The 25,266-nt window shown below is 50.1% G+C and carries 21 protein-coding genes and 1 tRNA gene; 15 read left to right on the top strand and 7 right to left on the bottom strand.

Annotated elements, in window-relative coordinates; genetic code table 11:
- Positions 1–151 precede the first annotated feature (151 nt).
- From Q7P68_RS05440 to Q7P68_RS05430, 3 genes are all read left to right on the top strand, one after another.
- A complete protein-coding gene (locus Q7P68_RS05440) occupies positions 152–2,275 on the top strand; it encodes a glutamine synthetase III family protein (RefSeq protein WP_304223760.1) in 2,124 nt (707 codons plus the stop codon).
- Between the two features lie 115 nt (positions 2,276–2,390).
- A complete protein-coding gene (locus tag Q7P68_RS05435; protein WP_304223758.1) occupies positions 2,391–2,678 on the top strand; it encodes a hypothetical protein in 288 nt (95 codons plus the stop codon).
- 14 nt (positions 2,679–2,692) lie between these two features.
- Positions 2,693–2,890 carry a ferredoxin gene (locus tag Q7P68_RS05430; protein WP_304223757.1) on the top strand — a complete coding sequence of 66 codons (198 nt, stop codon included), beginning with the start codon at positions 2,693–2,695 and terminating at the stop codon, positions 2,888–2,890.
- On the opposite strand, the gene Q7P68_RS05425 is transcribed toward Q7P68_RS05430, so the two are convergent.
- Complete coding sequence (locus tag Q7P68_RS05425; RefSeq protein WP_304223755.1) at positions 2,877–3,701, bottom strand: TatD family hydrolase; 825 nt, start codon at positions 3,699–3,701, stop codon at positions 2,877–2,879. The two genes, Q7P68_RS05430 and Q7P68_RS05425, sit on opposite strands and share 14 nt — an antisense overlap.
- Before the next feature lie 44 nt (positions 3,702–3,745).
- Here Q7P68_RS05425 and Q7P68_RS05420 point away from each other — a divergent pair.
- From Q7P68_RS05420 to Q7P68_RS05410, 3 genes are all read left to right on the top strand, one after another.
- A tRNA-Leu gene (locus Q7P68_RS05420) sits at positions 3,746–3,828 on the top strand.
- A 43-nt stretch (positions 3,829–3,871) separates the two neighbouring features.
- Positions 3,872–4,798: a nucleotidyl cyclase domain-containing protein gene (locus Q7P68_RS05415; protein ID WP_304223752.1), complete on the top strand. Its 927-nt coding sequence runs from the start codon at positions 3,872–3,874 to the stop codon at positions 4,796–4,798.
- A complete protein-coding gene (locus Q7P68_RS05410; RefSeq protein WP_304223750.1) occupies positions 4,795–5,781 on the top strand; it encodes a response regulator in 987 nt (328 codons plus the stop codon). The genes Q7P68_RS05415 and Q7P68_RS05410 overlap by 4 nt, the downstream gene beginning before the upstream one ends.
- A gap of 6 nt (positions 5,782–5,787) precedes the next feature.
- Here the strand turns inward: Q7P68_RS05410 and mutL are convergent, their stop codons facing one another.
- From mutL to xseA, 3 genes are read right to left on the bottom strand one after another with little or no spacing between them, the layout of a single operon-like run.
- Positions 5,788–7,719: a DNA mismatch repair endonuclease MutL gene (gene mutL, locus Q7P68_RS05405; RefSeq protein WP_304223748.1), complete on the bottom strand. Its 1,932-nt coding sequence runs from the start codon at positions 7,717–7,719 to the stop codon at positions 5,788–5,790.
- Positions 7,720–7,721: 2 nt separating this feature from the next.
- Positions 7,722–7,961 (bottom strand): exodeoxyribonuclease VII small subunit, encoded by a 240-nt coding sequence (gene xseB, locus Q7P68_RS05400; RefSeq protein ID WP_304223745.1) that lies wholly within the window; start codon positions 7,959–7,961, stop codon positions 7,722–7,724.
- Positions 7,951–9,174 (bottom strand): exodeoxyribonuclease VII large subunit, encoded by a 1,224-nt coding sequence (gene xseA, locus Q7P68_RS05395; RefSeq protein ID WP_304223742.1) that lies wholly within the window; start codon positions 9,172–9,174, stop codon positions 7,951–7,953. The genes xseB and xseA overlap by 11 nt, the downstream gene beginning before the upstream one ends.
- A 64-nt stretch (positions 9,175–9,238) precedes the next feature.
- Here xseA and Q7P68_RS05390 point away from each other — a divergent pair, with 64 nt between their 5' ends.
- The 8 genes from Q7P68_RS05390 to Q7P68_RS05355 all read left to right on the top strand — a co-directional run bounded on the left by Q7P68_RS05390 (position 9,239) and on the right by Q7P68_RS05355 (position 18,703).
- Entirely contained in the window at positions 9,239–10,822 is a 1,584-nt protein-coding gene (locus Q7P68_RS05390) for a spiro-SPASM protein (RefSeq protein ID WP_304223740.1), read from the top strand.
- Entirely contained in the window at positions 10,797–11,750 is a 954-nt protein-coding gene (locus Q7P68_RS05385) for a hypothetical protein (protein WP_304223738.1), read from the top strand. The genes Q7P68_RS05390 and Q7P68_RS05385 overlap by 26 nt, the downstream gene beginning before the upstream one ends.
- Entirely contained in the window at positions 11,747–12,451 is a 705-nt protein-coding gene (locus Q7P68_RS05380; protein ID WP_304223737.1) for a cytidylyltransferase domain-containing protein, read from the top strand. The genes Q7P68_RS05385 and Q7P68_RS05380 overlap by 4 nt, the downstream gene beginning before the upstream one ends.
- A complete protein-coding gene (locus Q7P68_RS05375; protein ID WP_304223734.1) occupies positions 12,451–14,418 on the top strand; it encodes a methyltransferase domain-containing protein in 1,968 nt (655 codons plus the stop codon). Before Q7P68_RS05380 ends, Q7P68_RS05375 begins: the two co-directional genes overlap by 1 nt.
- A gap of 11 nt (positions 14,419–14,429) precedes the next feature.
- A complete protein-coding gene (locus Q7P68_RS05370) occupies positions 14,430–16,037 on the top strand; it encodes an ATP-grasp domain-containing protein (RefSeq protein WP_304223731.1) in 1,608 nt (535 codons plus the stop codon).
- Positions 16,037–17,101, top strand: a complete 1,065-nt coding sequence (locus Q7P68_RS05365) for an N-acetylmuramoyl-L-alanine amidase family protein (RefSeq protein WP_304223729.1) — start codon at positions 16,037–16,039, stop codon at positions 17,099–17,101. The genes Q7P68_RS05370 and Q7P68_RS05365 overlap by 1 nt, the downstream gene beginning before the upstream one ends.
- Positions 17,098–17,625: a GerMN domain-containing protein gene (locus Q7P68_RS05360; protein ID WP_304223726.1), complete on the top strand. Its 528-nt coding sequence runs from the start codon at positions 17,098–17,100 to the stop codon at positions 17,623–17,625. The genes Q7P68_RS05365 and Q7P68_RS05360 overlap by 4 nt, the downstream gene beginning before the upstream one ends.
- Positions 17,626–17,686: 61 nt before the next feature.
- Positions 17,687–18,703 carry a flagellar filament outer layer protein FlaA gene (locus Q7P68_RS05355; RefSeq protein ID WP_304223724.1) on the top strand — a complete coding sequence of 339 codons (1,017 nt, stop codon included), beginning with the start codon at positions 17,687–17,689 and terminating at the stop codon, positions 18,701–18,703.
- Between the two features lie 222 nt (positions 18,704–18,925).
- Here Q7P68_RS05355 and Q7P68_RS05350 read toward each other — a convergent pair whose 3' ends face one another.
- Positions 18,926–20,167, bottom strand: a complete 1,242-nt coding sequence (locus Q7P68_RS05350) for a D-alanyl-D-alanine carboxypeptidase family protein (RefSeq protein WP_304223721.1) — start codon at positions 20,165–20,167, stop codon at positions 18,926–18,928.
- A 16-nt stretch (positions 20,168–20,183) separates the two neighbouring features.
- Positions 20,184–21,581: an asparagine--tRNA ligase gene (gene asnS, locus Q7P68_RS05345; protein WP_304223718.1), complete on the bottom strand. Its 1,398-nt coding sequence runs from the start codon at positions 21,579–21,581 to the stop codon at positions 20,184–20,186.
- A gap of 99 nt (positions 21,582–21,680) precedes the next feature.
- On the opposite strand from asnS, the gene Q7P68_RS05340 reads away from it, so the two are divergent.
- Positions 21,681–23,018, top strand: a complete 1,338-nt coding sequence (locus tag Q7P68_RS05340; protein ID WP_304223715.1) for a citrate/2-methylcitrate synthase — start codon at positions 21,681–21,683, stop codon at positions 23,016–23,018.
- An 87-nt stretch (positions 23,019–23,105) separates the two neighbouring features.
- On the opposite strand, the gene fusA is transcribed toward Q7P68_RS05340, so the two are convergent.
- Complete coding sequence (fusA, locus tag Q7P68_RS05335) at positions 23,106–25,190, bottom strand: elongation factor G (protein ID WP_304223878.1); 2,085 nt, start codon at positions 25,188–25,190, stop codon at positions 23,106–23,108.
- Between the last annotated feature and the right edge of the window lie 76 nt (positions 25,191–25,266).

Raw genomic sequence — 25,266 nt, 5'->3', positions numbered from 1 at the left:
GGAAATAGGTAAAAAAACTACATGATTGTAGCGTTAAACCCGCAGTCTATGGCTGCGGGTTTTTATTAAAGTTATGTCAAATATAGAAATAATATCTTGGCATGAAAATTGCTAATACATAAGTGTTGATTTCGTTACCTAAGGAGTGATTATGAGCGAAACGATTAACTTTGCAGAAACTTCCGTACCCAGCCTGTACGGAACCAATTGTTTTTCTAACTCGGTCATGCGGGAGCGGCTGCCGAAGAATATTTACAAGGAAATTCTTGCAGTCCAGGCCGGCGAGAAGGAACTGAGCCTCGAGGTTGCTGAGGTCGTGGCTGCATCCATGCGGGACTGGGCTTTGGAAAAGGGCGCTACCCATTATACCCACTGGTTCCATCCCCTGACTGGGCTTACTGCGGAAAAACATGACTCCTTCATCGCCCCCACCACCGATGGCAAGGTGCTGATGGAATTCTCCGGCAAGGAACTTATAAAGGGTGAGCCTGATGCTTCGAGCTTTCCTTCAGGGGGACTTCGGGCTACCTTTGAAGCCCGGGGCTATACTGCCTGGGATGTAACAAGCCCCGCCTTCCTTAAACAGGATCCCACAGGTACCACCCTGTGCATTCCCACTGCGTTCTTTAGCTACTACGGCCATGCGCTGGATAAAAAGGTGCCTTTGCTCCGTTCTATGGACGCTCTTAACAAGCAGGCACTGCGGGTTCTGCGTGCCCTGGGAAACAACACCGCAAAACGGGTCACCACTACTGTCGGTCCCGAACAAGAGTACTTCTTAGTCGATAAAGCATATTTTGATGAGCGTCCAGACCTTATGTTAACCGGCCGCACCGTATTTGGTTCCATGCCTGCCAAGGGTCAGGAACTGGAAGACCACTATTTCGGGGCTATCAAAGAGCGGGTAGCAAAATTCATGCGGGAACTCAATACGGAACTGTGGAAAGTAGGTGTGGCGGCCAAGACTCAGCACAACGAGGTTGCGCCGAATCAGTTCGAAATTGCGCCGATTTTCAGCACCACCAACGTAGCTGTGGATGCAAACCAGCTCGTCATGGAAACCATTAAAAAGGTTGCCCGCCGGCATGGCATGGAAGCCCTGCTTCACGAAAAGCCCTTTGCGGGGGTAAACGGTTCGGGTAAGCACAATAACTGGTCCATGTCGACCGATGATGGGGTGAACCTCCTTGATCCCGGCGAAAATCCGGAGTCCAATGCCCGGTTCCTCCTCTTTACCGCCGCAGTGGTGGAAGCGGTAGATCGTTATGCTCTCCTGCTTCGATCTTCTGCTGCCACCGCAGGTAACGACCACCGGCTCGGCGCGAACGAGGCTCCGCCTGCTATTATTTCCGTCTTCTTTGGAAGTCTCCTTACCGAAATATTCGAAAGTATTGCCGATGGCAAACCGATAAACAAAAACACCGGTATGGAGCGGATCAAGCTCGGCGTTACATCCCTTCCGACCCTGCCTAAGGATGTTTCGGACCGGAATAGAACCAGTCCTTTTGCGTTTACGGGGAACAAGTTTGAGTTCCGTATGGTTGGTTCTTCCCAATCCATCGCGACGCCCAATACCTATTTGAATACAGCGGTTGCCCAAGTCCTGTCCGAGTTTGCCGATAAACTTGAGAAGGCTTCCGACAAAAATGCGGCTATCGAAGCCTTGGTCAAGGAATCCTACGCCAAGCACCGGCGGGTTGTATTTAACGGAAACGGTTACTCCGAGGAATGGGTAAAAGAAGCGGAACGGCGAGGCCTGCCCAATGTGCGGGCTACGGTCGATGTGCTTCCTGTGTTGGTGCAGCCTGAAATCATTAGTCTTTTTGAGACTCATCAGGTCTTTACCAAGGAAGAACTCGAAAGCCGCTACCACATTTACCTCGAACGGTACTCCAAACAGATCAATATCGAAGCGGGTGTTATGATTTCTATGGCCCGCCGTTCCATATTCCCGGCAGTGAGCGCCTATGCGGGAGGACTCGCACGGGATGCGGCATCCTTAGCAGCTATTGGTGCGATCAGCGCCCCCCAGGAAAAGCGGGCAAAGCGGATTGCAGAACTGCTTAACGAAGTCAGCGAAGAGACCGACAAGCTCGAAAAGGTGCTTGCGGAAGCCCAGGAAACCGAAGATGCCTTTATACAGGCCAAGGCATACCGGGAAAAGGTTGTGGCCCAGATGGCAGTACTCCGGTCCAAGGTAGACAGCCTGGAAAAACTGGTAGACAAAAAAGCATGGCCTTTACCTGGTTACGAAGAATTGCTCTTTAAGCTGTAATTAATATGTGCCTGCCGGTTCTCACGAATCGGCAGGTTTTTCTTGCCCGAAAATGGGTATGCAAACACACTCGTATGCTTTACAAGGGACTACAAAAAGGCACATACTTTCCTGTATGGAATCACTCCCAGAGGTCCATTCTAGCCCGGACCAACCTTTTATTGAGCGCCTTATTCATAGATATGGAATAGAGGAGTCCCAAGCTGAACGGATATTAGAAGAATTTTTAATTTACTACAATCAAACCGTGGAAGAATGGGTCCGCTCACGGCATTATCACCTTCAGCGTCAGGGCTATAAAAATGAGGATATCTATAATATAATCGCAGTAGAGCTTAATTCGCGGCGCTTTGTTTCAGAACCCCTGAGCATTCGACAAATCCGCCGTCTGATTTATGGCTAAAAAGGGAGGTGTGTATGGCGATTAAGAAGGTATGGCTCGATGAGAGCGAGGATGAGTGCATTTCCTGCGGGAACTGCGAATCAATTTGTCCTGAGGTATTCGAAGTCCCGGACAAAATGGTGGTAAAGTCTGGTGTGGATTTTTCCAAGTACGAAGACAGCATCAAAGAAGCTATTGATTCCTGTCCTACGAATGTCATTAAGGCTGAATAAAAAGCGTTGAAAAATTGCGGGCTACCTGCCTGGCTAGATCCTCCAGTGGAATATTTTTGATGCGAGAAGCCAGTTCATATTGGTACTGTACCATGGACGGATTCGCTTTCTTCCCTCGATGCGGGACGGGAGCCAGGTAGGGGCTGTCAGTTTCCAGAAGGATCTGTGTAATGTCAGCTGCTTGCAGGGCTTCCCGCAATTCCTGGGCGTTCTTATAGGTGACATTTCCTGCAAAGGAAATGTACCAGCCCTGTTCCAGAAAAGATGTTATTTCTTGAGGGCCATAGGAAAAGCAGTGAATGACCCCCCGGACTTCAGGGAAGTCTTGTAAAACTTCCATGGTTTCCTGGGCTGCATCCCGGGAATGGACGATAACCGGCAGCCCATAACGGCATGCTAAGTCCAGTTGGGCGGCAAAAAGCTCACGCTCACAGCGCAGGTCAGATCCTCTTTCTGGGTGATTCCAGTGCCGATCCAGGCCGCACTCCCCAATGGCTACGAGGGTATCCCGCGGAACGTTTTTAATCTGGATTTCCAGTTCATCAATATGCTTTTTCCAATCCCCTATTGCCTCCTCTGAAGGCCAGATTCCGGCGCTGAAATAGATGCGGGGCAGGTTTGTCTGGGATCCGCTTTTTGCGCGGCAATGCTCCAAAAGGGCAATCCGATGCTGCACATCTTTTGCGGTGATGCCTACATCAAGGATGCTCACAAGTCCCTGATTGGCCCAGTCGTTCATCAACCTTATGAATGTGTCGGTTTGGAAATCAAGCATGGTAAGATGGGCGTGAGAATCAATGTACTGTATCATTTCATATTGACCTTAGCAGGCTTTATTGTTACTATACAAGAGGCGCCGGGATGGTGGAATGGTAGACACCGGGGACTTAAAATCCCCTCCCCGCAAGGGGGTACGGGTTCAACTCCCGTTCCCGGCAATATCCCTCCAAATTTTATAAGCCCTGCCATTGTTAACACACTATGAAAGTTAAAACCGGACTGTACCGACTAACCTGTAAAATTCTCTACGAATCTCTCAGTATGGATATGATTGTCAGGCTGGCTCGGATTGTTGTGCCCGGTTACAATATCCACGAGCGGTCTGGGATACCGGAGAATATTCCCATTACCGCCCAGACCGCCGCTGAACAGGTTGTTAAAGATATCATCGCTGAGGGCAGGTATCTGCAGCTTATTGAGCTGCTTATCAAAATTGATTGTTCTGGCTACATGGGCCGGGAATATCATCTTCTGTATATGCGGGACTTGATAAAAACGATACTTGCAGAAGGGTATTCCTATGATTCGGTCACGGGCCTCTTTATGGAAAATGCCCAGAACCAGATTAGTCCCCATTGGGGACGGCTGGTACAAGGAGACGAATTTCAGCTTGCCCTGCTGAGGCTCGATATTGTTCAGAATTCAGAATTGGTAAGGGCCCACCAAAGTTCTCAGATTGATGCAGCCTATGGGGAACTTCGAAATATTGTTTCCCGTTCTGTTCTCTCCCGGATGGGCAGGATTTGGTTTTGGGAGGGAGACGGTTGCCTCGCGGCCTTTGTATTCGGCAAAAAAGAGCGGTCCGCGGTGCTTGCGGGTATGGAAATACTCCATAACTTGTTTTTTTATAACCGGCTTTCCAATCCGCTTTCAAAGCCCCTCCAGGTTCGTCTTGCGGTGCACGGCGGACCGGTAAAATATATTGAAGATCCGGTGGAACTTAAAAAGAACGAAACCCTGCGGGAAATCAACCATGTAGAATCCCGTTTTGGCCGGCCCGATACACTGGTAGTCACCAGTAACGTGTTTCTGTCCATAGATCGGGTGATCCAAGAGCGTTTTTCACCTGAACAAATTAAGGACTCATACAAACTGCGGAACTATTCAATACAGCTGGAGCAGCCATGAAGGTCGTTCTTTTTACATCCCGGGAATATAAGTCCGGCGCTTTTCCCATTATACCCCGATGGGAGCTTGAATGTGCTTCCCTCGACTCGATCGGCCAAAAAGGACTTAATCCATTTGATTTGTGTTATCTGGATATTGATGGCCTTGAAGACGCCCACTGTAAAAGGCTTTTAAAAAAAATGCGCAGCTCCTATGAACAGCTTCCCTGGGGGGTGCTTGATACGAAGGGACAAGCCCATGATCCTGCCTGGTTTTTTCATGAGGGAGCTGCGGATTATATTGGGCCTGCCTCTGTTGCCGAAGGCTTCACAAACCAGCGGTGGAAACGTATTCAAGAATTCTGGTCCCGCTTAAGATCCGTATCTGCGGGTGGAGAGGGGAATCTCCGCAGTACGGCAGCTGCACTGTGCGAAGAGCCTCCCGCCTTTCCCGGTTGGCATGCTGTCAAATCCGGAATGGTATATCCCTTTTACCTTTTGTATTTGGGGCCTGAAAATCAGGGTTCCCTTAAGTCCTCACTGGGCGAAAAACGTTTTGCGGATCTGCAAAACCGGCTGCAGCAATACCTTACCCAGACCTTATCGGCTGCGGATGCGCTGCTTTGGATGCAGAACGACGCTGCTTTTTTGTTCCTTATTCCCCCTGAGCGGGAAAAGGCTAGTTATGCCGTAGAACAATGTTTAAGGATAGGGCTTAACCAAGCCCTTGTAAGCTACGAACGGCTGCTTCTTGATTTTACTTTGCCTTTAGTTGCGGCGCTCCATTACGCTGAAATCCCCTTTCAGCCTCCTGGAAAAACGGGGACCATCGTGGCTGAGGGAATTAACTTTATTTTTCATCTTGCTTATCAACGCGCAAGCGGCGGCCGGCTTACCCTCTCAGATGCGGCGGAACAGGCTATACCTCCGCCATTGCGGGATTTATTTAAGTGCGCAGAACCCTTTGAGGGCAAAAAAATCCTTGAGTCCAGGCGCTTTTTATAGGTTATTTTATTCGATTCTTCGCACCGCTTTAAGCAGTTCTTCCCGGTCAATGACAGTCCAAATGGGTCGTCCGTGGGGACAGCGGGGAACGGGCAGCTCCAGGGCTGCATCGATAAGCGCCTGGGCTGTTATATCATCCACATAGTCGCCGTCCTTAATGGCCATGTGGCAAGCCATTGTTGCAAGCCATCGGTCTGAAAAAGTTTCTCCGGCCTGTTCGAGCGCCAGGATATCCTGTACTGTTTCCTGGTCTCCCTTTTTCCAGCCCGCAGGCAGGGCGGTAATACTCCACTGTCCTGCCGTTTCGGTTTCCAGGACTATGCCGAGCTGGGCCAACTGTTTTTGATGGGCTGTCAGGAATCGATCGGTACTTTCAGCATCGGTTTCAAAGACAATCGGAATAAGGAGCTCCTGTTGGGGTACCGGATGGGTTGATAGGCGATTATAGAGGATTCGTTCGTGGGCTGCGTGCTGGTCTATAATATAAAGGCGCCCTTTACTCTCGGCGATGAGAAAAAGACCAAAGAGGCGGCCGACGAAAAGAGCCCCTTGTTTGGATGCCGACGCTGCGGCATGCACCATATCTGCCCCTCGTACCAGCTCTCCCGGTTGGGCATCTGCTTGTCTTGGCAGTTCACGATATGCCGGTGGGGATTCAAGCAGGGCTTCCATGGCGAGCCGGGAACTTTCAAGCGGTTTAGCCAGGAAGTTCAAAGAACTGCTACTGTTCTGCGATCCGCTTGCAGCCGCACCAGAAAAACCAGAACCGCCCAGTTCTGGCTGGATATGAGTGCTACCGCCAAGCCCAGTGGCAAAATCGTCCGCAGCAGCGCTGCCAAAGCTGTTGTCGCTCTCGGCTTTTTCTAAATCCTGGTCGCTGTAAGCCAGGCTGGAAGTACGGACCAGCAGGTTATGCATGAACTGACGGAGATTTTTTGAAATAGTTCCGTGAATTGCCCCGGGGTCCTTAAAGCGGACCTCCCGTTTTGCAGGATGTATATTAAAATCTGCCAATGCAGGATCTATGGTGATAAAGAGGGCCCCCAGCGGATGGGTCCCGTTCGGGAAGGCTCCCTGGAGACCGTATTCCAGGGCCTGTAGGAGACCAAAATCTTGGATGCGCCGGCCATTGGCAAAAACAAACTGCTGCCGTCGGTCCCGCCGGTATAGTTCGGGCCCTCCGATAACCATAGATACTGAAAACCCTTCCCCCTTCGCAAATACTTCATATACGAAGGGCTTTTCCTCCTCCGTACACTGGGTCTGGATAAAGCGCTCCCGGTAACTTGCCACCGGGGGAAGAAACAGTTTCAGATTCCCTTCCTGGACAAGGCGGAAAGTCCGGTTCGGAAAGGCCATGGCTTTATCGATAAAAACCTGTCTGCATAAGAGCGCTTCGGCCCCGTCCCGCTTCAGGAATTTTTTCCGGGCCGGCACCGCATCAAAGAGTCCCAGGACCCGTACCGTGGTTCCCCGGACCCTGCGGGCCTGTTGGATGTACCGTTCAACTGTTTCGGTAGCCCGGTCAAAGCCCCCGGGACCTACCGAAAGCTGCAAGGCTTCCCGGCCATCGGTGCTGGTAAGGATTTCTACCCGGGCTACGGCAGTAATCGCTGCCAGTGCCTCGCCACGAAAGCCAAGGGTTTCGGCTGCAAGCAGATCCTCCAGGCTTTCGACCTTGCTCGTCGCGTGGGGTAACCAGCAGAGAGCCAGGTCCTCCCTGGTCATGCCTATGCCGTCGTCGATCACCTCGGTGCGCCGCGCCCCGCCGCCCTCGAGCTGTACCTCGATGGTACGGGCCCCTGCGTCTATAGCGTTGTCCACCAGTTCCCGTACGAGGGCGGCGGGCCGGTCCACAACCTCACCGGCTGCAATTTTGCGGGCCACGTCGGCACTCAGAATATGTACAGCCCTGCGCTGTGTTTCCTGTTCTGTCACAGTTACTCCTGAGTGTTAAAAAGGTCCAGTTCGGGTTTTTCGTCCTCTTTGGCTTCGCTTGAGTTCATGAGAAGCTCAATACGACTTTCGATTTTTGATAGATCCTTTTCCAAAGTCCGCGCCAGTTTAATTCCCTCTTCAAAGGCTGCCAGGGCGTCATCCAGCGGAATGTCGGTGCGGCGGATCTTTTCGCCCAGGGCTTCAAGCCGTTCAAGCCGTTCTTCAAAATTTTTAGTTGCCATGACTTTCCCCTTGTTCAAGTATAGTTTCTGTTCTGGCAGTAAAGCGGCCTTCCATAGGCCGTATCTGTAAAAGCTGGCCCGGCTCTAAATCGCTCGCCCGGCGGATTATCTTGCCGCTTTGTTCATCCAACACAACCGCATAGCCCCGTTCAAGGATGGCCAGGGGACTTGCTCCCTCTAGTGTGTTAGTCGCCAGTTCGAGCCGCCGTTTTGTCTCTGCGAGACGGTCCTTCATAGCAAGGAGCAGCGTTTCCTTGGCATCATCGAAACGGACAAGCCGGGGCTGTAAAATAGCTCTAAAACGAAGCTCCAGGTGCTCGGGTGCAAAGGGTTTTAGGAGGAGATGGGCCCGGTCGAGGCGACTCCGTATGGATTCGGAGAGGAGTTTCTGGTAACTCCGCACCGTCTCCAGGGTTTCCTGCCAATTTGCGCTGACCAGTTCCGCCGCCGCCGAGGGGGTTGGGGCCCGGAGGTCCGCCGCGAAGTCAGAAAGGGCCCAGTCTATCTCGTGTCCTACGGCACTAATGACCGGAATCGCAGAATTGGCGATGGCACGGACTACCATCTCCTCGGAAAAGGGGAGCAGGTCCTCAAGGGATCCGCCGCCCCTCCCTACGATAAGCACATCCGCAAGCTGCCACTGATTGGCCTGTTCAATCCTGCGGGCAATAAGGGGCGCTGCTTCAGCCCCTTGAACGGGACAGGGCAGCACAATAACACGGATGCCCGCTGCCCGCCTCCTTAGTATGTTTAAAATATCCTGGACTGCCGCTCCGGTGGGGGAACTAACGATGCCAACCGTTTCGGGAAAACGGGGAATGGGCCGCTTGCGCTCCGTATCAAAAAGGCCCTCCGCGGCAAGCCGCCGTTTCCGCTCTTCCAGCATGGCTAGTATATCGCCCGTTCCCGCTTCCTCAAGAAATTCGCAGACAAGCTGATAGGTTCCCCGCTGGGGGTACACAGAAATGCTCCCCCGGGCTTTCACCCGCTGTCCGTCCCGGGGCGTAAAGCCGAGATATTTCAGCCTGTTTTTAAACATGACCGCCTGCAGGGCCGCATTTGCATCCTTAAGGGTAAAATACAGGTGCCCCGTGCTGGAGGGCCGGTAATTGGAAATTTCTCCTTCCACCGTGACCTCTGAAAAGCTAGTCTCCAGGCAGGTTTTTATCAATTCCGTGATTTGTGAAACGCTCAAGGAGCCTTCTTGCTGCATGTTTTTCAGTATACGCGAGGGAAGCCTATTGGACAATCGGCGGAATGCCGATACAGTAAGGGATATGAAAGCCCCAGTTGTTTTATTCGGCGGACAATCTTTGTCCCCCTACGCACTCGAAAACCTCACTCAAGGTAAATCAGCCCTCGCACTGGCGGTGGAACGGGCCCGCTCATTCCCCCATGTTTCGGATGTTTATCTCTTTCTTCTGGATACAATTGATGAATCTCTCTTGCCCGGTGGCTGTATTATAATTAAAAAGCCGCAATGGACGGTGCTGAACCTTTTAGAGAGCCTGGCAGAGCTTTCCCAGGGGCAGGACCTCCTGTACTATGCCTGGGCGGACTGTCCCTTGCTGGATCCGGATTTGACCCAAGCCATGGCGGAACGGCATCTGCGCTGGGCTTCCGAATATACCTTTGCAGACGGCTGGCCCTATGGTTTTGCACCGGAACTTTTAGCCCCCTCCACAGCAGCCATCCTTTTATCAATATATAAAAATAGTATAGGTGCTCAAGCCTCAACGGAGACATCTCAAAGGGGTGAACCCGTTCAAACTGGGCTGGTGAGCCGGGATGCCCTGTTCCAGGTTCTCCAAAAGGATATCAATTCCTTTGATATTGAAACGGAAATTTCCCCTGTGGACCTCAGGTCCTACCGTCTTACTTTAGCCGCAGATTCAAAACGTAACCACATTCTCCTTAAGCGGCTTATCGATGCAGGCCTTGATCGGGCAGATAAAGCGCCGGAGCTCCTTAAGGCCCATCCAGAACTTTTAAGAACCCTCCCTGCTTTTTTCCAAATTCAAGTATCCCAGCCCTGTCCTCAGCGCTGCACCCTTTGTCCCTATCCCCAGTTCGGCGATCCTTCGCTTAATGCTTTCATGTCCCTCGATGCCTTTAAATCCATACTGGACAAAATTGTGGCATTTTCCGGCGAAGGGGTCATCGATCTCAGTCTTTGGGGTGAAATCTCCCTGCATCCCCAGGCTGTCGAGCTAATCGTGGCGGTGCTGGAAAGGCCCGAACTGGCACTCATTGTTGAAACAAGTGGTATAGGTTGGACCGCATCCCAGATTGAGCGCTTTGCAGCGGCGGCAAGAAATTCGGCTCCTCTTCGGCGGGGGACTAATAACCTGCCACCCTTAAGCTGGATAGTGTCCTTGGACGCTAAAAGCCCTGAGCGGTACCGGGAAATCCGCGGCACCGGATATGATGAGGCAAACCGTTTTGCCGATCTGCTGCTCCAGCATTTCCCGTGGGCGACCTATGTCCAGGCTATCCGTGTAAAAGGTGCGGAGGATGATATAGAGCAGTTTTACCACCACTGGAAGGCCCGGGGTGCGGAGGTCATTATCCAGAAATATGATTATTTTTCTGGTTTTCTCCCCCAGAAGCGGGCGGGCGACATTTCACCCCTCATACGGCATCCCTGCTGGCACCTTTTGCGGGACATGGTCATACTCCTTGACGGGACGGTAACACGCTGCAAGGAAGATATCCACCGGACTGATGTGCTGGGGAACATATTTACCGAAACAATGGATGCTCTGTGGCAAAAAGCCCATATAAGCTATATGGAACATGCTCAAAAAAATTACACTGGTATTTGCAAGGACTGTGATGAGTACTATACCTTCAACTTTTAACCAGGACGTGCCTTCTTATACGGTTATCGGCAGAGGGGAACGGGCAGGAACTACGGGTATTACGGCGGTGCTCCTGAGCCGCGGCGGCCGTTATCTGCGCAGGAGCCTGTTTCAGGACCTGGAGAAGGCAGGTTTTGATTTTGTCATCTCCGTAGAAACAGGAAAAGAATCATACGATATGGAGGAACTTTCCCAGCGTTATCCCTTTGCGCAGTTTTTGCTGCTCCGGGAAAGTTCTTCGCCGGGAGAACAGATCAACATTGCCGCCATGGAGGTAAGAACTCCCCTTTTTTTTGTGCTTTGGAACGATGTCCGTTTTGTTCAAAGCGGCGGGGCAGGGAGGATTGCGGACCGGCTTCTGCAAAACGATATTTTGTGCACCGTGCCGGTAGTGCAGAACAGCCATTTTGAGGCCCTGCCGACCCTCATAGTCCCCGCCCTGTATCGGGGCAGCATAAAAACAATCCCCTTCGTACCCGTTAAAGAAGGTTCCCTTTCGTTATATCCCTTTGATGGAGTGGGTATTTACCGCACAGAAAAATTCATCAAGCTCACCGGTTATGATGCTACCCTTAAAAGCCCCTACTGGCAGCTTATGGATTTTGGATTCCGGGCCCACCTGTGGGGGGAAAAAATTGCATCTTCCCAGCTTGTCAAGGTGCTCTACGATGGCAATCTGGCTCCTCAAGATACCTCCATACATCCCGATTACCGCCGTTTTTACCTTAAAAACATTGCCCCCGTATTCCGGGGCGATACGGCTCATTTGCCCTGGCGGCGCTTTTTCCATTATTTTTTAAAATCAGGCGAGGGCTGGAAAACGGCCTGGAAAAACTTCCGCGATGTCCGCGCATGGGTAGCGCTTTACAAATATCGGTTCCGCCTGGATGCCCGGCAGCTTACCGAACTATGGGAGGATGCTGAATGAACTTCGGCGTCATCGTTCAGGCCCGGCTTGATTCAAGCAGGCTTCCCCGCAAGGCGCTCCTGCCTCTGCATGGGGAGCCCCTGTTGTTTCGGGTTTTGGAAGCCCTGTCATTCATCCCGGTACAGCATCATATACTCGCCTGCCCGGAGGATTCATATGAGGCTTTTAAGCCCATCGCAGAAGTCGCAGGCTTTGATATCATAGCAGGTCCTAAAGATGATGTGCTTCGCCGTTTTGTGCTGGCATGCAAAGCCTTTGCACTCGACTACTGTATACGGGCCACCGCGGACAACCCCTTTGTATTTACCGACGCTGCCTGGATGAGCGCCCAGGAAAGCATAGCCTTGGAAGCCGATTACGGCACCCTGACCAGCATGCCCTATGGAAGCGGCGTGGAAATCATCAAAGCCGAAGCTCTGTTTCGTGCGGACCGGGAAAGCTCTTCCTCCTATGACCGGGAACATGTCTGTCCCTACTTGTATAATAATCCGAACATTTTTTATTTGCACCGCCCCCTCTGTCCTCTCAAGTGGCGGGAGCCCCAGGTGCGTCTCACCGTGGATACCTATGAGGATTATGAGCGAGCACAAAGGCTGTACCCCGCAATCACCGCTCTTGCAGCAGAAAATAAAAATGATATTCCGCTGCGGTACCGAGGGGAGACCATTTTAAAAGCCTATCATAATAAAGAGGTGGGTTGATGAACGGAAGCGAAAAACCCGCACCGATACTCGTTATTCCAAACAGCCGCCCTGGATCTGGCGGCGGCCATATAGCTCGGTGCCGCAGACTCGTTCAGGATTTTGCAGCCCGCGGGGTAGAAGTCTACCTTTACAACCACAAGCCGGAATCTGTGGATGAGACCATTCCGCATATGAACGACACGGAAGCCCTTGCAGTACCCTCCTGGCGCTTTATTGTCATAGACGGATTCAGAACCGATGGCAAGCTTTTTCGCCAATGGGCGAGCCGGGCCCCCTTAGTCGGTATCGATGAAGGCGGTTCCTGCCGCAACCGCTTTGACTACCTCATTGACATACTGCCGGGGCCAAAGCGATTTTCTCTTGTGGTGCGGCTTTTAAGTCTTTGCGCCCCCCTGTGTTCCCGCCTGTTCCCCTTTCGGAGCCTCTGCCGCGCCGCGGGTTCACAGGACAGGGCTAATCTTGCTCAGACAGCGTTTCTTACCCTTCCAGAAAAGCTGCGGGAGGATTTCCCCGCAGAAGCAGACTTTCAGAAAGCCTTCTTATGGTGCCAAAACAGAAAGGGCGAAGGCCCAGGGGCCCCCAGGACAATTCGCATTTTGGTCAGTTTCGGTGCTGAAGACGAACGATGCTTAAGCATCCCTGTAGTTCAGGGGCTAATGGACTTTGTCCCTGCAAACTGGATTACCCTAGTGATTGGCCCAAAAAACCGCCTTATTTCCCAGGAAGAGCGAACCGCCCTAGCTCGTCAGGGTGTACAGATCCTGGAGAGCCCCTCAGGGCTTGCCGAAACCCTCTGCCGCTATGACCTTCTTATTACCCATTTCGGCCTTACCGCCTTCGAAGCCCTGGCGGCCCGGCTCCCGGTCGCCCTAGTTTCTCCGACGGGGTACCACGAAGTATTAAGTCTTTCGGCAGGGCTTTATTCCTTTGGGTATGGCCGCCGGGCCGCCGCAAGGGCAGGGCGGCTCCTGGTCAAAAAATCTCAATATCAAAGCATCCTAGAAATGAGCTGCAAAGCAGCCCAGCGCCATATTCCTCCCCAGAAGGAACCCATGGCCCTGGCTGCCACCTTGAGCCGCTGGACCTTTCCCGGCCACAGCCGTTGTCCCCTCTGCTACGACAGGCAGCCCCGGCACAGAAAAGTCCTTGCCCGCTTACCTGAACGAACCTATTTCCGCTGCAGGACCTGCGGCATCACCTATATGAGCCGCCCCAACGAACCTCCCATTACCTATGACGGAGCCTATTTTCTGGAAGACTACAAGAAACAGTATGGCAAAACTTATATCGAAGACTTTCCCAACCTGGTTCGTATGGCCCAGGCCCGGCTCGAAAGGATTCAAAGCCTCTTGCCTCATACCAAGACCCTAGAGGATCCGGTCAGACTCCTTGATATCGGCTGTGCCTATGGCCCCTTTCTGGCCGCCGGCCGCGACCTGGGGTGGTCTGTCCGGGGCCTCGACCCCTCATCCGATGCGGTTCGCTATGTTCAGGACCATGTGGGAGTACCGGTACTCCAGGGCCTTTTCCCCGAAACGGACCTGAGCCCCCTGACCGGCGGCCAAGCTATGGATGTGGTTACGCTTTGGTATGTGATTGAACACTTTCAGGACCTAGGTACCGCCCTGAAAGGGGCCGCCGCCCTCCTTAAAAAAGGGGGAATCCTTGCCTTTTCTACCCCTTCTGGTTCTGGCATTTCGGGTCGGGCCCGACCCCACTCCTTTTTGGAACACAGTCCTCCTGATCATTGGACCATCTGGAGCCCCGCGAAAAGCGGCCCGATCTTGAAGCGTTTTGGCTTTCGACTGGTAAAAACGGTCAATACGGGGCACCATCCGGAACGGTTTCCCCTTTTAGGACCCTTTGCAAAGTCGAAAAAAACAGTCATATATAGGATGCTGTATAGGATCAGTCAAATATTTTCTTTGGGTGATACCTTTGAAGCCTACGCCATAAAAGAATAGGGAATAAGATAATGAAACAAAGGATATTGATCTTAGGCGCCGGTATCATGCAGAAACCGGCCATTAACTTTGCAAAAGAACGAGGCCTTGAGGCCATAGTGGTCGATGCGGATCCCAATGCTGCTTGTGTCGGTTTGGCGGACCGGTTCGAAAAAATCGACCTCAAAGACAAGGAAGCACTGGAAACCTTTGCCCGGTCCCTTAAAATGGATGGCGGTCTCTCAGGGATTATAACGGCTGGAACCGATTTTTCTGCCTCCGTCGCCTGGGTTGCAGAACGGCTCGGGCTTCCGGGCATTCCCTACGAAGCTGCTTTAGACGCCTCAGATAAAGAACGGATGCGGCGGCGCTTCAAAGAAGCGGGGGTTCCATCCCCCGAATTTGTTATCGTTCATCAATCCCAATTTACCGCAGGGAGCCTTCCGGCGCTGCCCTTTTCTTTTCCCGTGGTCGTAAAACCGGTAGACAACATGGGCGCCCGGGGCTGCAGGCGGGCCGATTCGGCAGAAGACCTGCGGGCAGCCCTGCAGGACGCGCTTAACTTTTCCCGGTCCGGCCGGGCAATTGTGGAAGAATACATGGAGGGCCCGGAATTTTCTGTCGATGCGATTGTGTATCAAGGGAATATAAGCATCTGCGGCCTGGCTGACCGGCATATTTTCTTTCCACCCTATTTTATAGAAATGGGTCACACCATGCCGACTGCGCTTCCGGAGCAAGAGGCCGCAGTGCTGGTTGAGACCTTTAAGGCGGGAGTCCGGGCCCTCGGCATTACCAACGGGGCTGCCAAGGGGGATGTCAAGCTTACTCCCCAGGGTCCTATGATCGGCGAAATTGCGGCCCGCCTTTCCGGGGGCTATATGTCAGGCTGGACCTATCCTTACGCTTCCGGGGTGGAACCCACAAAAGCAGCTATCGCTGTTGCCATCGGCGAAGCGCCGGGACCCCTCGAACCAATTCGCACCTGGACCAGCGCTGAACGAGCATTTATTTCTATCCCCGGCCAGGTGGCTGAACTGTATGGAATTGATGAAGCGAAAACTATTCCGGGCATTAAAGATGTCTTTTCGAGGATCTCCAAAGGGTCCCGGGTGCAGTTCCCGGAAAATAACGTTACTAAATGCGGCAACGTCATCAGCGCCCTGCCTGACCGTGATGCGGCCATACAAGCCGCAGAAGATGCGGCCCGCCGGATCTGGATACGCCTCGCAAGTCCCCATGCGGAAACCGAAGCCTTTTTATTTACCGAAAGCCCAGCATCGGTCCTGTCATTTCCACCTCCGGCTTACCCGCTCTCCCCGGACCTGGCCCAAAGACTTTTTGCTATGCCCGCAAACAATGCGGATCTAGATGCTGTAGCGAAGGGGGCCATCTCCATCTTTGCTTTTCCGGAGCTTTTCCAGGCTTCTTTAAAAGATTACCATGGTCGGAGCCCCGAAGAAAGTCTCCAGGTGCTGAGAACTATTACCGGACTTGAATTACCTGTAGTAACACAGCCTCAGACCGGCATGACCATTTTAGGCCGTCGTTTTTGGCAGGCCTTTGTTCGTGGTTCCTATCAGGGTGCCCTTTACTATATTGATGAGCTTATATCTCAGGCGGCAGAGCGGAATAGGTGATGAAAAAGGGCGGAACGCAAGGTCGGCGGCATCTTTTATTCGTACTCTTTTTTGTTGCCCTCATGCCAGGCTTTGCAGAGGATGTGGAGCTATCCAAGGTGCTCACCGGTTTGTCTGCAAAGCTTCAGTGGGATCCGCTTCTGCAAGCGGGACTGCTTCTTACACCGGAACACCGGATCAGTTTTAGCGCCGAGTCGGGTGAAAACGCCTTACCTTTTATCATCGACGGCCGCTATGTGGTTCATCTTCCTCCGCCCCGTTACTCAGGCGGAACACTTTTCTTTCCTTCAGAGACCCTGCAGGGCCTTGAAAAGGCTCTTGCTTCTATAAAGACGACGAATCAAAGCCTGTACCGCATTGCGGCCATCGTGATAGATCCCGGTCATGGAGGAAGGGACAGCGGAGCCATTGCGGAACATACGATACATAAAAAAAAGGTGACCCTCCAGGAAAAAAACATAACCCTTACGGTGGGAAAACAGGTGTATGATGCGCTTGTGGCGCAATACCCCGAAAAACGCATCCTCATGACCCGATCGAGCGATACCTATCCTACGCTGGATGACCGGGTTTCTATCGCAAATTCTATACAGCTCGGCGAACACGAAGCTATTTTGTATATTTCTATCCATGCTAATGCTTCATTTAACAAAAATGCCCGAGGCTATGAGGTCTGGTATCTCAGCCCTGAATACCGTCGGACCGTGGTGGATCCTAAAAAATACCAGGAATCAACCGAGGTCCTGCCTATCTTAAATGCCATGCTCGAAGAAGAATTCACCACTGAAAGCATCCTGTTAGCAAAGCACATCCTGGGTCAGCTCGATACCTCTCTGGGAGACCGAATTCCTTCCCGGGGAATAAAGGCCGAAGAATGGTTTGTGGTGCGCAATGCAAAAATGCCCTCTGTGTTAGTGGAACTAGGCTTTATCACCAATCTCCAGGATGCCCTATTGATGAGCGATGGGACCTACTTGCAGAAGTTTTCCGAAGCGTTATATAAGGGTATTGCAGAATTTGTTACCAATTTCGAAAAAACCGGAGGCTTTACAACTTCACGATGAAATCAAACCTTTTTTCATCCATAGTGCAGTGGAATAGGGCATTTTTTCGTACATCAGCAAACCGTCGGCTTGCCGTTTTAATTGTACTGATTGTAATCGCCTTTGTGGATATATTGGTCACCCCTCAAAAACGCTTTGTTTTTAGTTTCTACGAACAAAAAAGCGGAAGTTTACGGGTAGAAACCAGGTTTTTCCCCTCCGGCAAGACAAAAGAGGAACAGTTACAACACTATGTAGAAGAATACCTCCTTGGTCCTATGTTGGTTGATAAACTGCCATTATTTCCCCAGGATTCCCGTCTCGAAACGATCATGATTAGGAAAGACCGGGCTTATATAAACTTATCGGACACTGCAGCCCTCCCTGTCGGAGGCTCTGCTTCATTTCAAGAGCGGGCCAGGGTATTAGCAGAGATGATTAAAAAGAACTTTGTCTCAATTAAAGAAGTGACCCTCTTTATAGCAGGAAATGAGCTTTATAGTACAAATACATATCAAAAAATAATAAAAAGCGTTGACAAATAAAACTCATCTCGTATACTTTTATTTGTCCTATGCTAAATAGCGTTATACAAAGGAGCTTTGAATGAAACGGATGTTCATTCTTGTCGCCATCGCGTTGTTCGCGGCGGGATCGTTGTTTGCAGAAGAAGCCGTATTAATCGACTTCACCAAACTTGCGGCCGACATAATTCCCAACCAGGACAACGTCCCCACTCAGAACCGTGCGACCATGATGGATTTCTCCAACGTGGCCGGCGGCAGCTTTACCACCGAACAGAAAAAGGTGATGAAGACCTCCCTCGCCTTGGCAAACTGGGATGTGGTCCTGGCATCTTCTTCCCGGACTGTTACCAATCAAGCCAAGAGTTACACCCAGGAAGCACCTTCCAAGCAGTTCGGCAAGGTCCTTGGTGTGCGGGTTCACTTCCCCGTAGAACCCTTCAATTCATGGGCCCGGATTCAGCCTCCCTTTGAAATCCCCGCCTTCGAATCCATGACTCAGGTTGCGGATGACGGAACCATTCAGGCCCCCACTGCAGAGGACAAAGCAAACAAATTCACCCGCTTTGAAAACGGCTACGGTGTGGTAAAGAATGTTGGAGTTATTAAATCTGTCGCCGTAAATGTATATGGATTGAATTTCCCCCATGGTCTTTCTGCAATCCTGATTGATGCAGACGGAAACGAAAATATCGTATTCATGGGTTACCTGAAATTTGATGGTTGGGGAGAGCTCCGCTGGGACAATCCTCAGTATGTCGAAAACGTACGCAATCGTGAAATTCGGCTCTATCCTCTATATCCTAAATCAACTCCCTTCGTTAAGTTTGGTGGATTCCTTATCCAGCGGGATGCTTCCACTGAAGGCGGCGATTTTATTGCCTACTTTAAGGATGTTAAGGTCATCTACGATAAGGCTGTTATCGAGACCGATCGGGATATTGACGATGAAGGTCTCTGGAACATTATCCAGGATCGTGAGACTGCCCGTAAAAATGCAGAAATGTCCCGTTTTGGCCAGCAGCAGGTGCTGAGGTATCTGGAATCCCAGAAGAAAGCTACCGAATCGGGCTTTACTCCCACTACTACAACGAAGTAAGGCCTTAATACAAATGCACTGAAATACATCCAATAGTATTTCAGTGCCTTGCAGAGGTAAAACAAAGGGCTGTGCTGGAACATTCCAGCACAGCCCTTTTTGTTTTAATCTTAAAAATACGAGATTTAGCGCAGTGGTTGCAATGCAAGCGTAAGCAATCGCAAAGCCAATTTCAAAACTCGAAGAATAGTGACCGACTTTTGAAATTGGCTTTTAGTTACTTTATTTAAACAGAGTAGCAAGAGTTAAAAGAATGGAATCCCAAATACGTTTAAAAATGTTTCCCTGTGGAACAGGCCGCTCAAGCCGTATAGGGATTTGTTTTAATATTCCCGCTGTGTCGCTTAGAACAAGTTGACCAACCACGGTGCCTGCGTCCAATGGCGCAATGAGGGGCTCAAACAATTCTATACGTTGCTGAACATCAAGTCCCCGCTGTTTTTCAACAGTAAAGGATAGGTTCAAAGAATCAATAACTATGCCTGTTTGCGTTGCAAGTGGCTGATTAGATAAAACAAGATGAGCCTTGTTTTCTTTGCCCTTCCATATTCTGGGTTCAGGAAGCTGAGGAAGCGAAACTTTCAAGGTTTTGTAGTTTTCAAATCCCCATTCAATCAACTTAGCTCCGTCTTCTGCCCTGATTTGTCCGCCATGAAGGGAAGATCTTCCTGGTCCACCTAATAAGACAGCAAGGAAACGGGTTCCGTCCCGTTGAGCAGTCAGAGCAATATTATAACCCGATTCAATAATATATCCGGTTTTAAGCCCATCTACACCGGGAAGCGTATCAAGAAGCAGGTTCCGGTTTGTCTGCACAATAGTCCGCGGATTGTCACGATATGCTTCTGCCACATTTTCTGCCTTTGGATAGGCAAACTCACGAACCGAATGATAATCTTGCAGGGCTTCTGGATGCTGATTGATATAATACTGGCAAAATTGGGCAAATTCTCGGGCTGTAGTACTGTTATGTTCAGAAATGCCAGAGGGTTCTATAAAATGAGTATGTATAAGACCGAGCCGGCGAACTTCCTCATTCATTCGGTTTGCAAAATCTTGAATAGAGGGGGATAAATAGAGGGCTACAGCCACTGCTGCATCATTACCGGAACATACTGCAAGTCCTAAGAGTAATTCTTTTAAGGTTACCCGCTGCCCAGGCCCAAGAAACATGAGGCTCGATCCCCAGCTCTGGTTAATGGCCCAGGCTGCACGAGGAATAGGTACTTCTGCATTAAGTGCGACCTTTCCCATGGTAACATCTTGTAATGCAAGATGCATGGTCATTAATTTAGTTAATGATGCTGGGGGTATCGGTTCATCTGCATTTTTTTCATACAGAACCGTACCAGTGGTCGCGTCTAAAAGAATTGCGGAGCGGGAACGAACCTCGAGGCCTTCCGAATATAAGGAAGGCCTTAGAAAAAATAGTAAAAGAAAAGTTAATGTGATAGTTCTTTTCAATTCTGCAAGCAACCTCTTAGAAATCTGCCTGTCCTACTGCCCGGGGATAGGGAATAACATCCCTTATATTTGTCATCCCCGTGACATAAAGGATAAGTCGTTCAAAACCGAGCCCAAAACCAGAATGGGGTACGGTACCAAAACGCCGTAAATCCAAGTACCACCAGTAGTCGTCGGGATTCATCCCTAAATCTTTGATTCTATTTTCCAAGACCTCAAGACGCGCTTCCCGTTCAGAGCCACCAATAATTTCTCCCAAACGGGGTACCAAAACGTCCATAGCACGGACTGTCTTTCCATCGGGGTTCAATTTCATATAAAAGGCTTTAATTTCTTTAGGATAATCGGTGACGATCACGGGGCCGCCGGCTACCTTTTCGGTTAAATATTTCTCGTGTTCGCTTTGCAAGTCACATCCCCAATAGGGCTTAAATTCAAAGACGTCGGCATTCTTTTCGAGCTCTTTAACCGCGTCTGTATAGGTCATGTGGGTAAATTGAGATTTTACCACACCCTCCAGGGTTTCAATAATACCCTGCTGAATTCGTTCATTAAAGAATTCAAGATCTTCTCGGCAATCCGTGAGTGCAACCGTAAAGAGGTGTTTAAGAAAGGCTTCCGCCAGTTCCATATTGTCTTCCAGATGGGCAAATGCAACTTCGGGTTCAACCATCCAGAATTCGGCCAAATGACGGGTTGTGTTTGAATTTTCGGCCCTGAATGTGGGCCCAAAGGTATAAACACGGGAAAGGGCTGTTGCGTAGGTTTCAGCTTCAAGCTGTCCAGAAACGGTAAGATAGCTCCGTTTTCCAAAAAAATCCTTTGAGTAATCTGCGGGTTTTCCGGATTTGCCAAGGCTGTCAAGATCCAGTGTAGTTACCTGGAACATGGCACCGGCTCCTTCACAGTCGCTGGCGGTTATAATGGGCGTATGCACATACTGAAAACCACGGTGCTGGAAGAATTCGTGAATAGCAAAGGCAAGACGGCTTCGAACCCGGGCTACGGCTCCAAAGGTATTTGTTCTTGCCCGTAAGTGTCCAATTTCACGGAGGAATTCAAGAGAATGTCGTTTTTTTTGCAGTGGGTATGTATCGGCGGGGGCTTTACCGACTACCTGGAGGGTAGTCGCTGCAACTTCTACTGGCTGACCCGAGGCGGGGGAGGGGATAAGTTTCCCTGTAATTTCTACCGAAACGCCGGTAGACACTTCACCAAGGCCTTTAATAACCTCCTGTTCGGATAGTTGGGAAAGATCAAAGGTACACTGGATGTTTTTAAAACAGGATCCATCGTTAACTTCAATAAATACCAAATTTTTAAGATCCCGTTTGGTACGTACCCAGCCGCGTATAATGACTGTTTGCCCTTCCGGAGAAAGGGTCATGATTTCTTTGATGAGTGGTGTATTCATAGATAGTTACTATAAATGAAATTACAATTTTCGTCAAACCTATTGCATAAGTATGCAAAATATGGTCCTATAAAGTGAATAATTATACATGGAGGGCCTATGAATACGGATACCTATCTTTCTAAGATCATGAACAATAACAAGATTGATCCTGAATTATACACAAAATTCAATGTGAAACGGGGACTGCGAAATGCAGATGGTACCGGTGTTCTTGTTGGACTTACCCGGGTAGGTGATGTTCATGGTTACATCATGGATGAGGGAGAGCGGGTTCCTGTAGATGGTAAACTGTATTACCGCGGTTATGATGTGGAAGATCTGGTATTTCATGCAGCCCAAGAACAGCGCTATGGGTTTGAAGAAACTATATACCTGCTGCTTTTTGGTGATTTACCCACAAAATCTGAATTAGAAGAGTTTTCAGCTCTCCTGGGAGAGAAAAGGGCTCTGCCAAAAAACTTTGCAGAAGATACTATTATGAAGGTTCCCTCTCCGGATATCATGAACAAGCTGGCCCGATCGGTGCTTACCTGTTACGCCTATGATGACCGTGCAGAAGACCTTTCCCCAGAAAATGTGCTGCGTCAGTGTATAGAGCTGATTGCCCGGTTCCCGACCATGGTTGCCTATGCTTATATGGCAAAAAAACACTATTACGATCATGAAAGCCTTTTTATCCATTCTCCCGGAAAGACCGATTCTACGGCAGAAACCCTCTTATCCCTTATCCGGCAAGACCAGAAATTCACCAAATTGGAAGCGGATATTTTGGATCTAGCTTTAGTTTTACACGCTGAACATGGTGGAGGAAACAACTCAACTTTTGCGGTGCATCTTATTTCATCCGCCGACACAGATACCTATTCTGCCATTGCCGCTGGTATCGGTTCTCTTAAAGGCTATAAGCATGGCGGTGCAAATATAAAAGTAATGGGCATGATGGATGATATTAAAAAGGGTGTGAAACATTGGGACAATGAAGGAGAGGTTGCTGACTATTTAATAAAAATCCTTAAAGGCGAAGTCTTCGATAAAACCGGTCTTATTTATGGACAGGGGCATGCTGTCTATACCGTATCAGACCCGCGGGCCACATTGCTCCGTAACAAAGCGGAAGAACTTGCCAAGGAAAAGGGGTTCTACGAAGAGTTTAACCTTTATAGAACCATTGAATCCCTGGTTCCCTCGGTGTTTAAGAAGGTAAAAGGTTCTGATAAGTCTATTTGTACCAACGTGGATTTCTATTCTGGCTTTGTATACCACATGTTGGGTATCCCGTCAGAGCTTTATACGCCGATTTTTGCAATAAGCCGCGTTGCAGGCTGGTGTGCCCACCGAATGGAAGAAATTATTTCAGGGGGAAGAATTATCCGACCCGCATACAAGTGCGTTCAGCCGAGGCTCCCCTTTATCCCGCTTGCTGAAAGAACATAATAAAAAAAGGAGCTGTTCACAAGGAACAGCTCCCGCCTCCTTTTTTTGCGGCCCCTAATCCGCACTATTGTTTTCTGAACAAATGGATTATTCTTCTGCCTCCTGGACACGGAATGCCTGGGCGGCTTTAATCACCTCTTCAGCTATCTTTCCGCTGATTGGCGCATAGTGATCAAATTCTACGTTGAAAGAACCGGTACCGCTTGTCATAGACCGAAGGTCTATGGAATAGCGAAGCAATTCTGCCTGAGGAACCTGGGCGCGGATTTCTTCGATACCGCCACCAATTGACTGCTGGCCAAGAATTTTACCCCGCTTCCCTGATAGATCGGACATGACATCCCCCATGTACTTGTCTTCTACAAATACGGTGAGATTCATGATAGGCTCAAGGAGCGTAGGATTAGCCTGTTTCATGGCTTCCTTAAAGGCGTTTCGTGCAGCCAATTTAAAGGCAAGTTCGGAAGAGTCAACCGGATGTTCCTTGCCATCCACCACCTTTACTTCCACATCAACTACCGGATAGCCTGCGAGGACACCGTTATTCATCGCTTCCAGTATTCCCTTTTCAACACCGGGGATATAGCCCTTGGAAATGGCACCGCCAAATATGGCATTGATGAACCGGTATTTTTCACCCCGCGGAAGGGGTGCGATTTCCAGAACTACCTTACCGTACTGGCCATGACCGCCGGTCTGTTTTTTATGGGTATATTCAGCACCGGCTTTTTTAGTAATAGTCTCACGGTAAGCAACCCGGGGAATATGGGTCTGGACTTCAATTTTTTGATTCTGTTTTATTTTATCCAGAATTATATTGACATGGAGTTCGCCCATACCAGAGAGGACCGCTTCTTTTGTCTCCGTATTGTATTCGTATCGGAGCGTTTTATCTTCTTCGGTGGCCCGAAGTAGATATTCGCCAAGTTTATCCTCATCCCGCTTTTGAACGGCGTTTACCGCCACAGAATGTACCGGCTCTGGCAGCTTTAACGGTACAAATGACATGGGGGTGGCAGGATCGGTAATAGTGTCGTTGGTCCTGAGGCTTGCCGATTTGGTGATCACCCCGATGTCACCGGCATACAATTCCTGTACTTCTTCCAGCTTTTTCCCCTGGCAAATGTAGAGCTTGCCGACCTTTTCTTTTTTATTTTCCGTAACATTAAAGATTTCCGAATCAGAATGAAGCTTTCCCTTGAACAGCTTAATCCAGGAAATTTTACCGGAGAATTGGTCAAACGTAGTTTTTACCACGAAGGCTGCAAAGGGTTTTTCAGGATCGATGGCGACCGCCTTTTCTGTCCCGTCGGGGAGGGCCACTGTATCGCTGGCGGTTCGGGGATCGGGTCCGATATCAGAAATAAAATCAAGGAAAGGTATGAGTCCTGAGTTTTTAAGGGGCACACCGCAGAAGACGGGCACATATTTGTGATCCGCCAGGGCTTCGATGAGACCCGTATGCATTTCTTCGGCTTCCAGGGAGCCCTTATTGATGTAATGTTCCATCAGGGTATCATCACCTTCTGCTGCGGCTTCGATAAGGCGCTGCCGTGCATCGTTTACCGCATCTTTGTATTCCTCCGGAATCGGTCCTTCTTTTTCAAGGCCTTCGCTCTGAACAAAATAAGCCTTTTCGTTGAGCACATCGATAACGCCCTTGTAATTGCCGTTGGCTCCCATGGGAAGGAAGAACGGGACCGGATCAATCTTGAGTTTCTCCTTAATATCCTTCAGGGTGGTCTCAAAATTTGACCGTTCATCATCAAGTTTTGTAATATAAATACCACGGGGTTTGCCCCGGGCATTCAAGGTCCGCCAAATTTTTAAGGTTTCAATCTGTACCCCAGAGCGGGCATCCACGGTAACCAGGGTAAATTCCGAGGCCCTGATTGCCAGAATAACATCCCCAATAAAGTCCGAGGATCCGGGAGTATCGAGCAGGTTGATTTTCTTGCCCTTCCAATCCACATGGGCCAAAGCCGCATAGATTGAAATTTTCCGTTCGATTTCCTCTGGCGACGAATCGCTGACGGTTTTCCCTGATTCGACTGTTTCAGGTTTTGCTATTACTCCGCCGGCAAAAAGCAGGCGTTCGAATAACGTCGTTTTGCCGGTACCGCCGTGACCGGCTAACGATAGGTTCTTGATAAGATCCGTGGTGTAGCTCATGGTGGCGTCTCCTTCGATTTTTACATGATGGGGCCGTCTTGACGGATTGTCAAGAAAAACTTCTATAGCGTATAGT

Source organism: Gracilinema caldarium, assembly GCF_029265695.1.
GTDB lineage: Bacteria > Spirochaetota > Spirochaetia > Treponematales > Breznakiellaceae > Gracilinema > Gracilinema caldarium_A.
The sequence above is the reverse complement of the archived record's forward strand: the minus strand, read 5'-3'. Positions and strand labels throughout refer to the sequence as shown.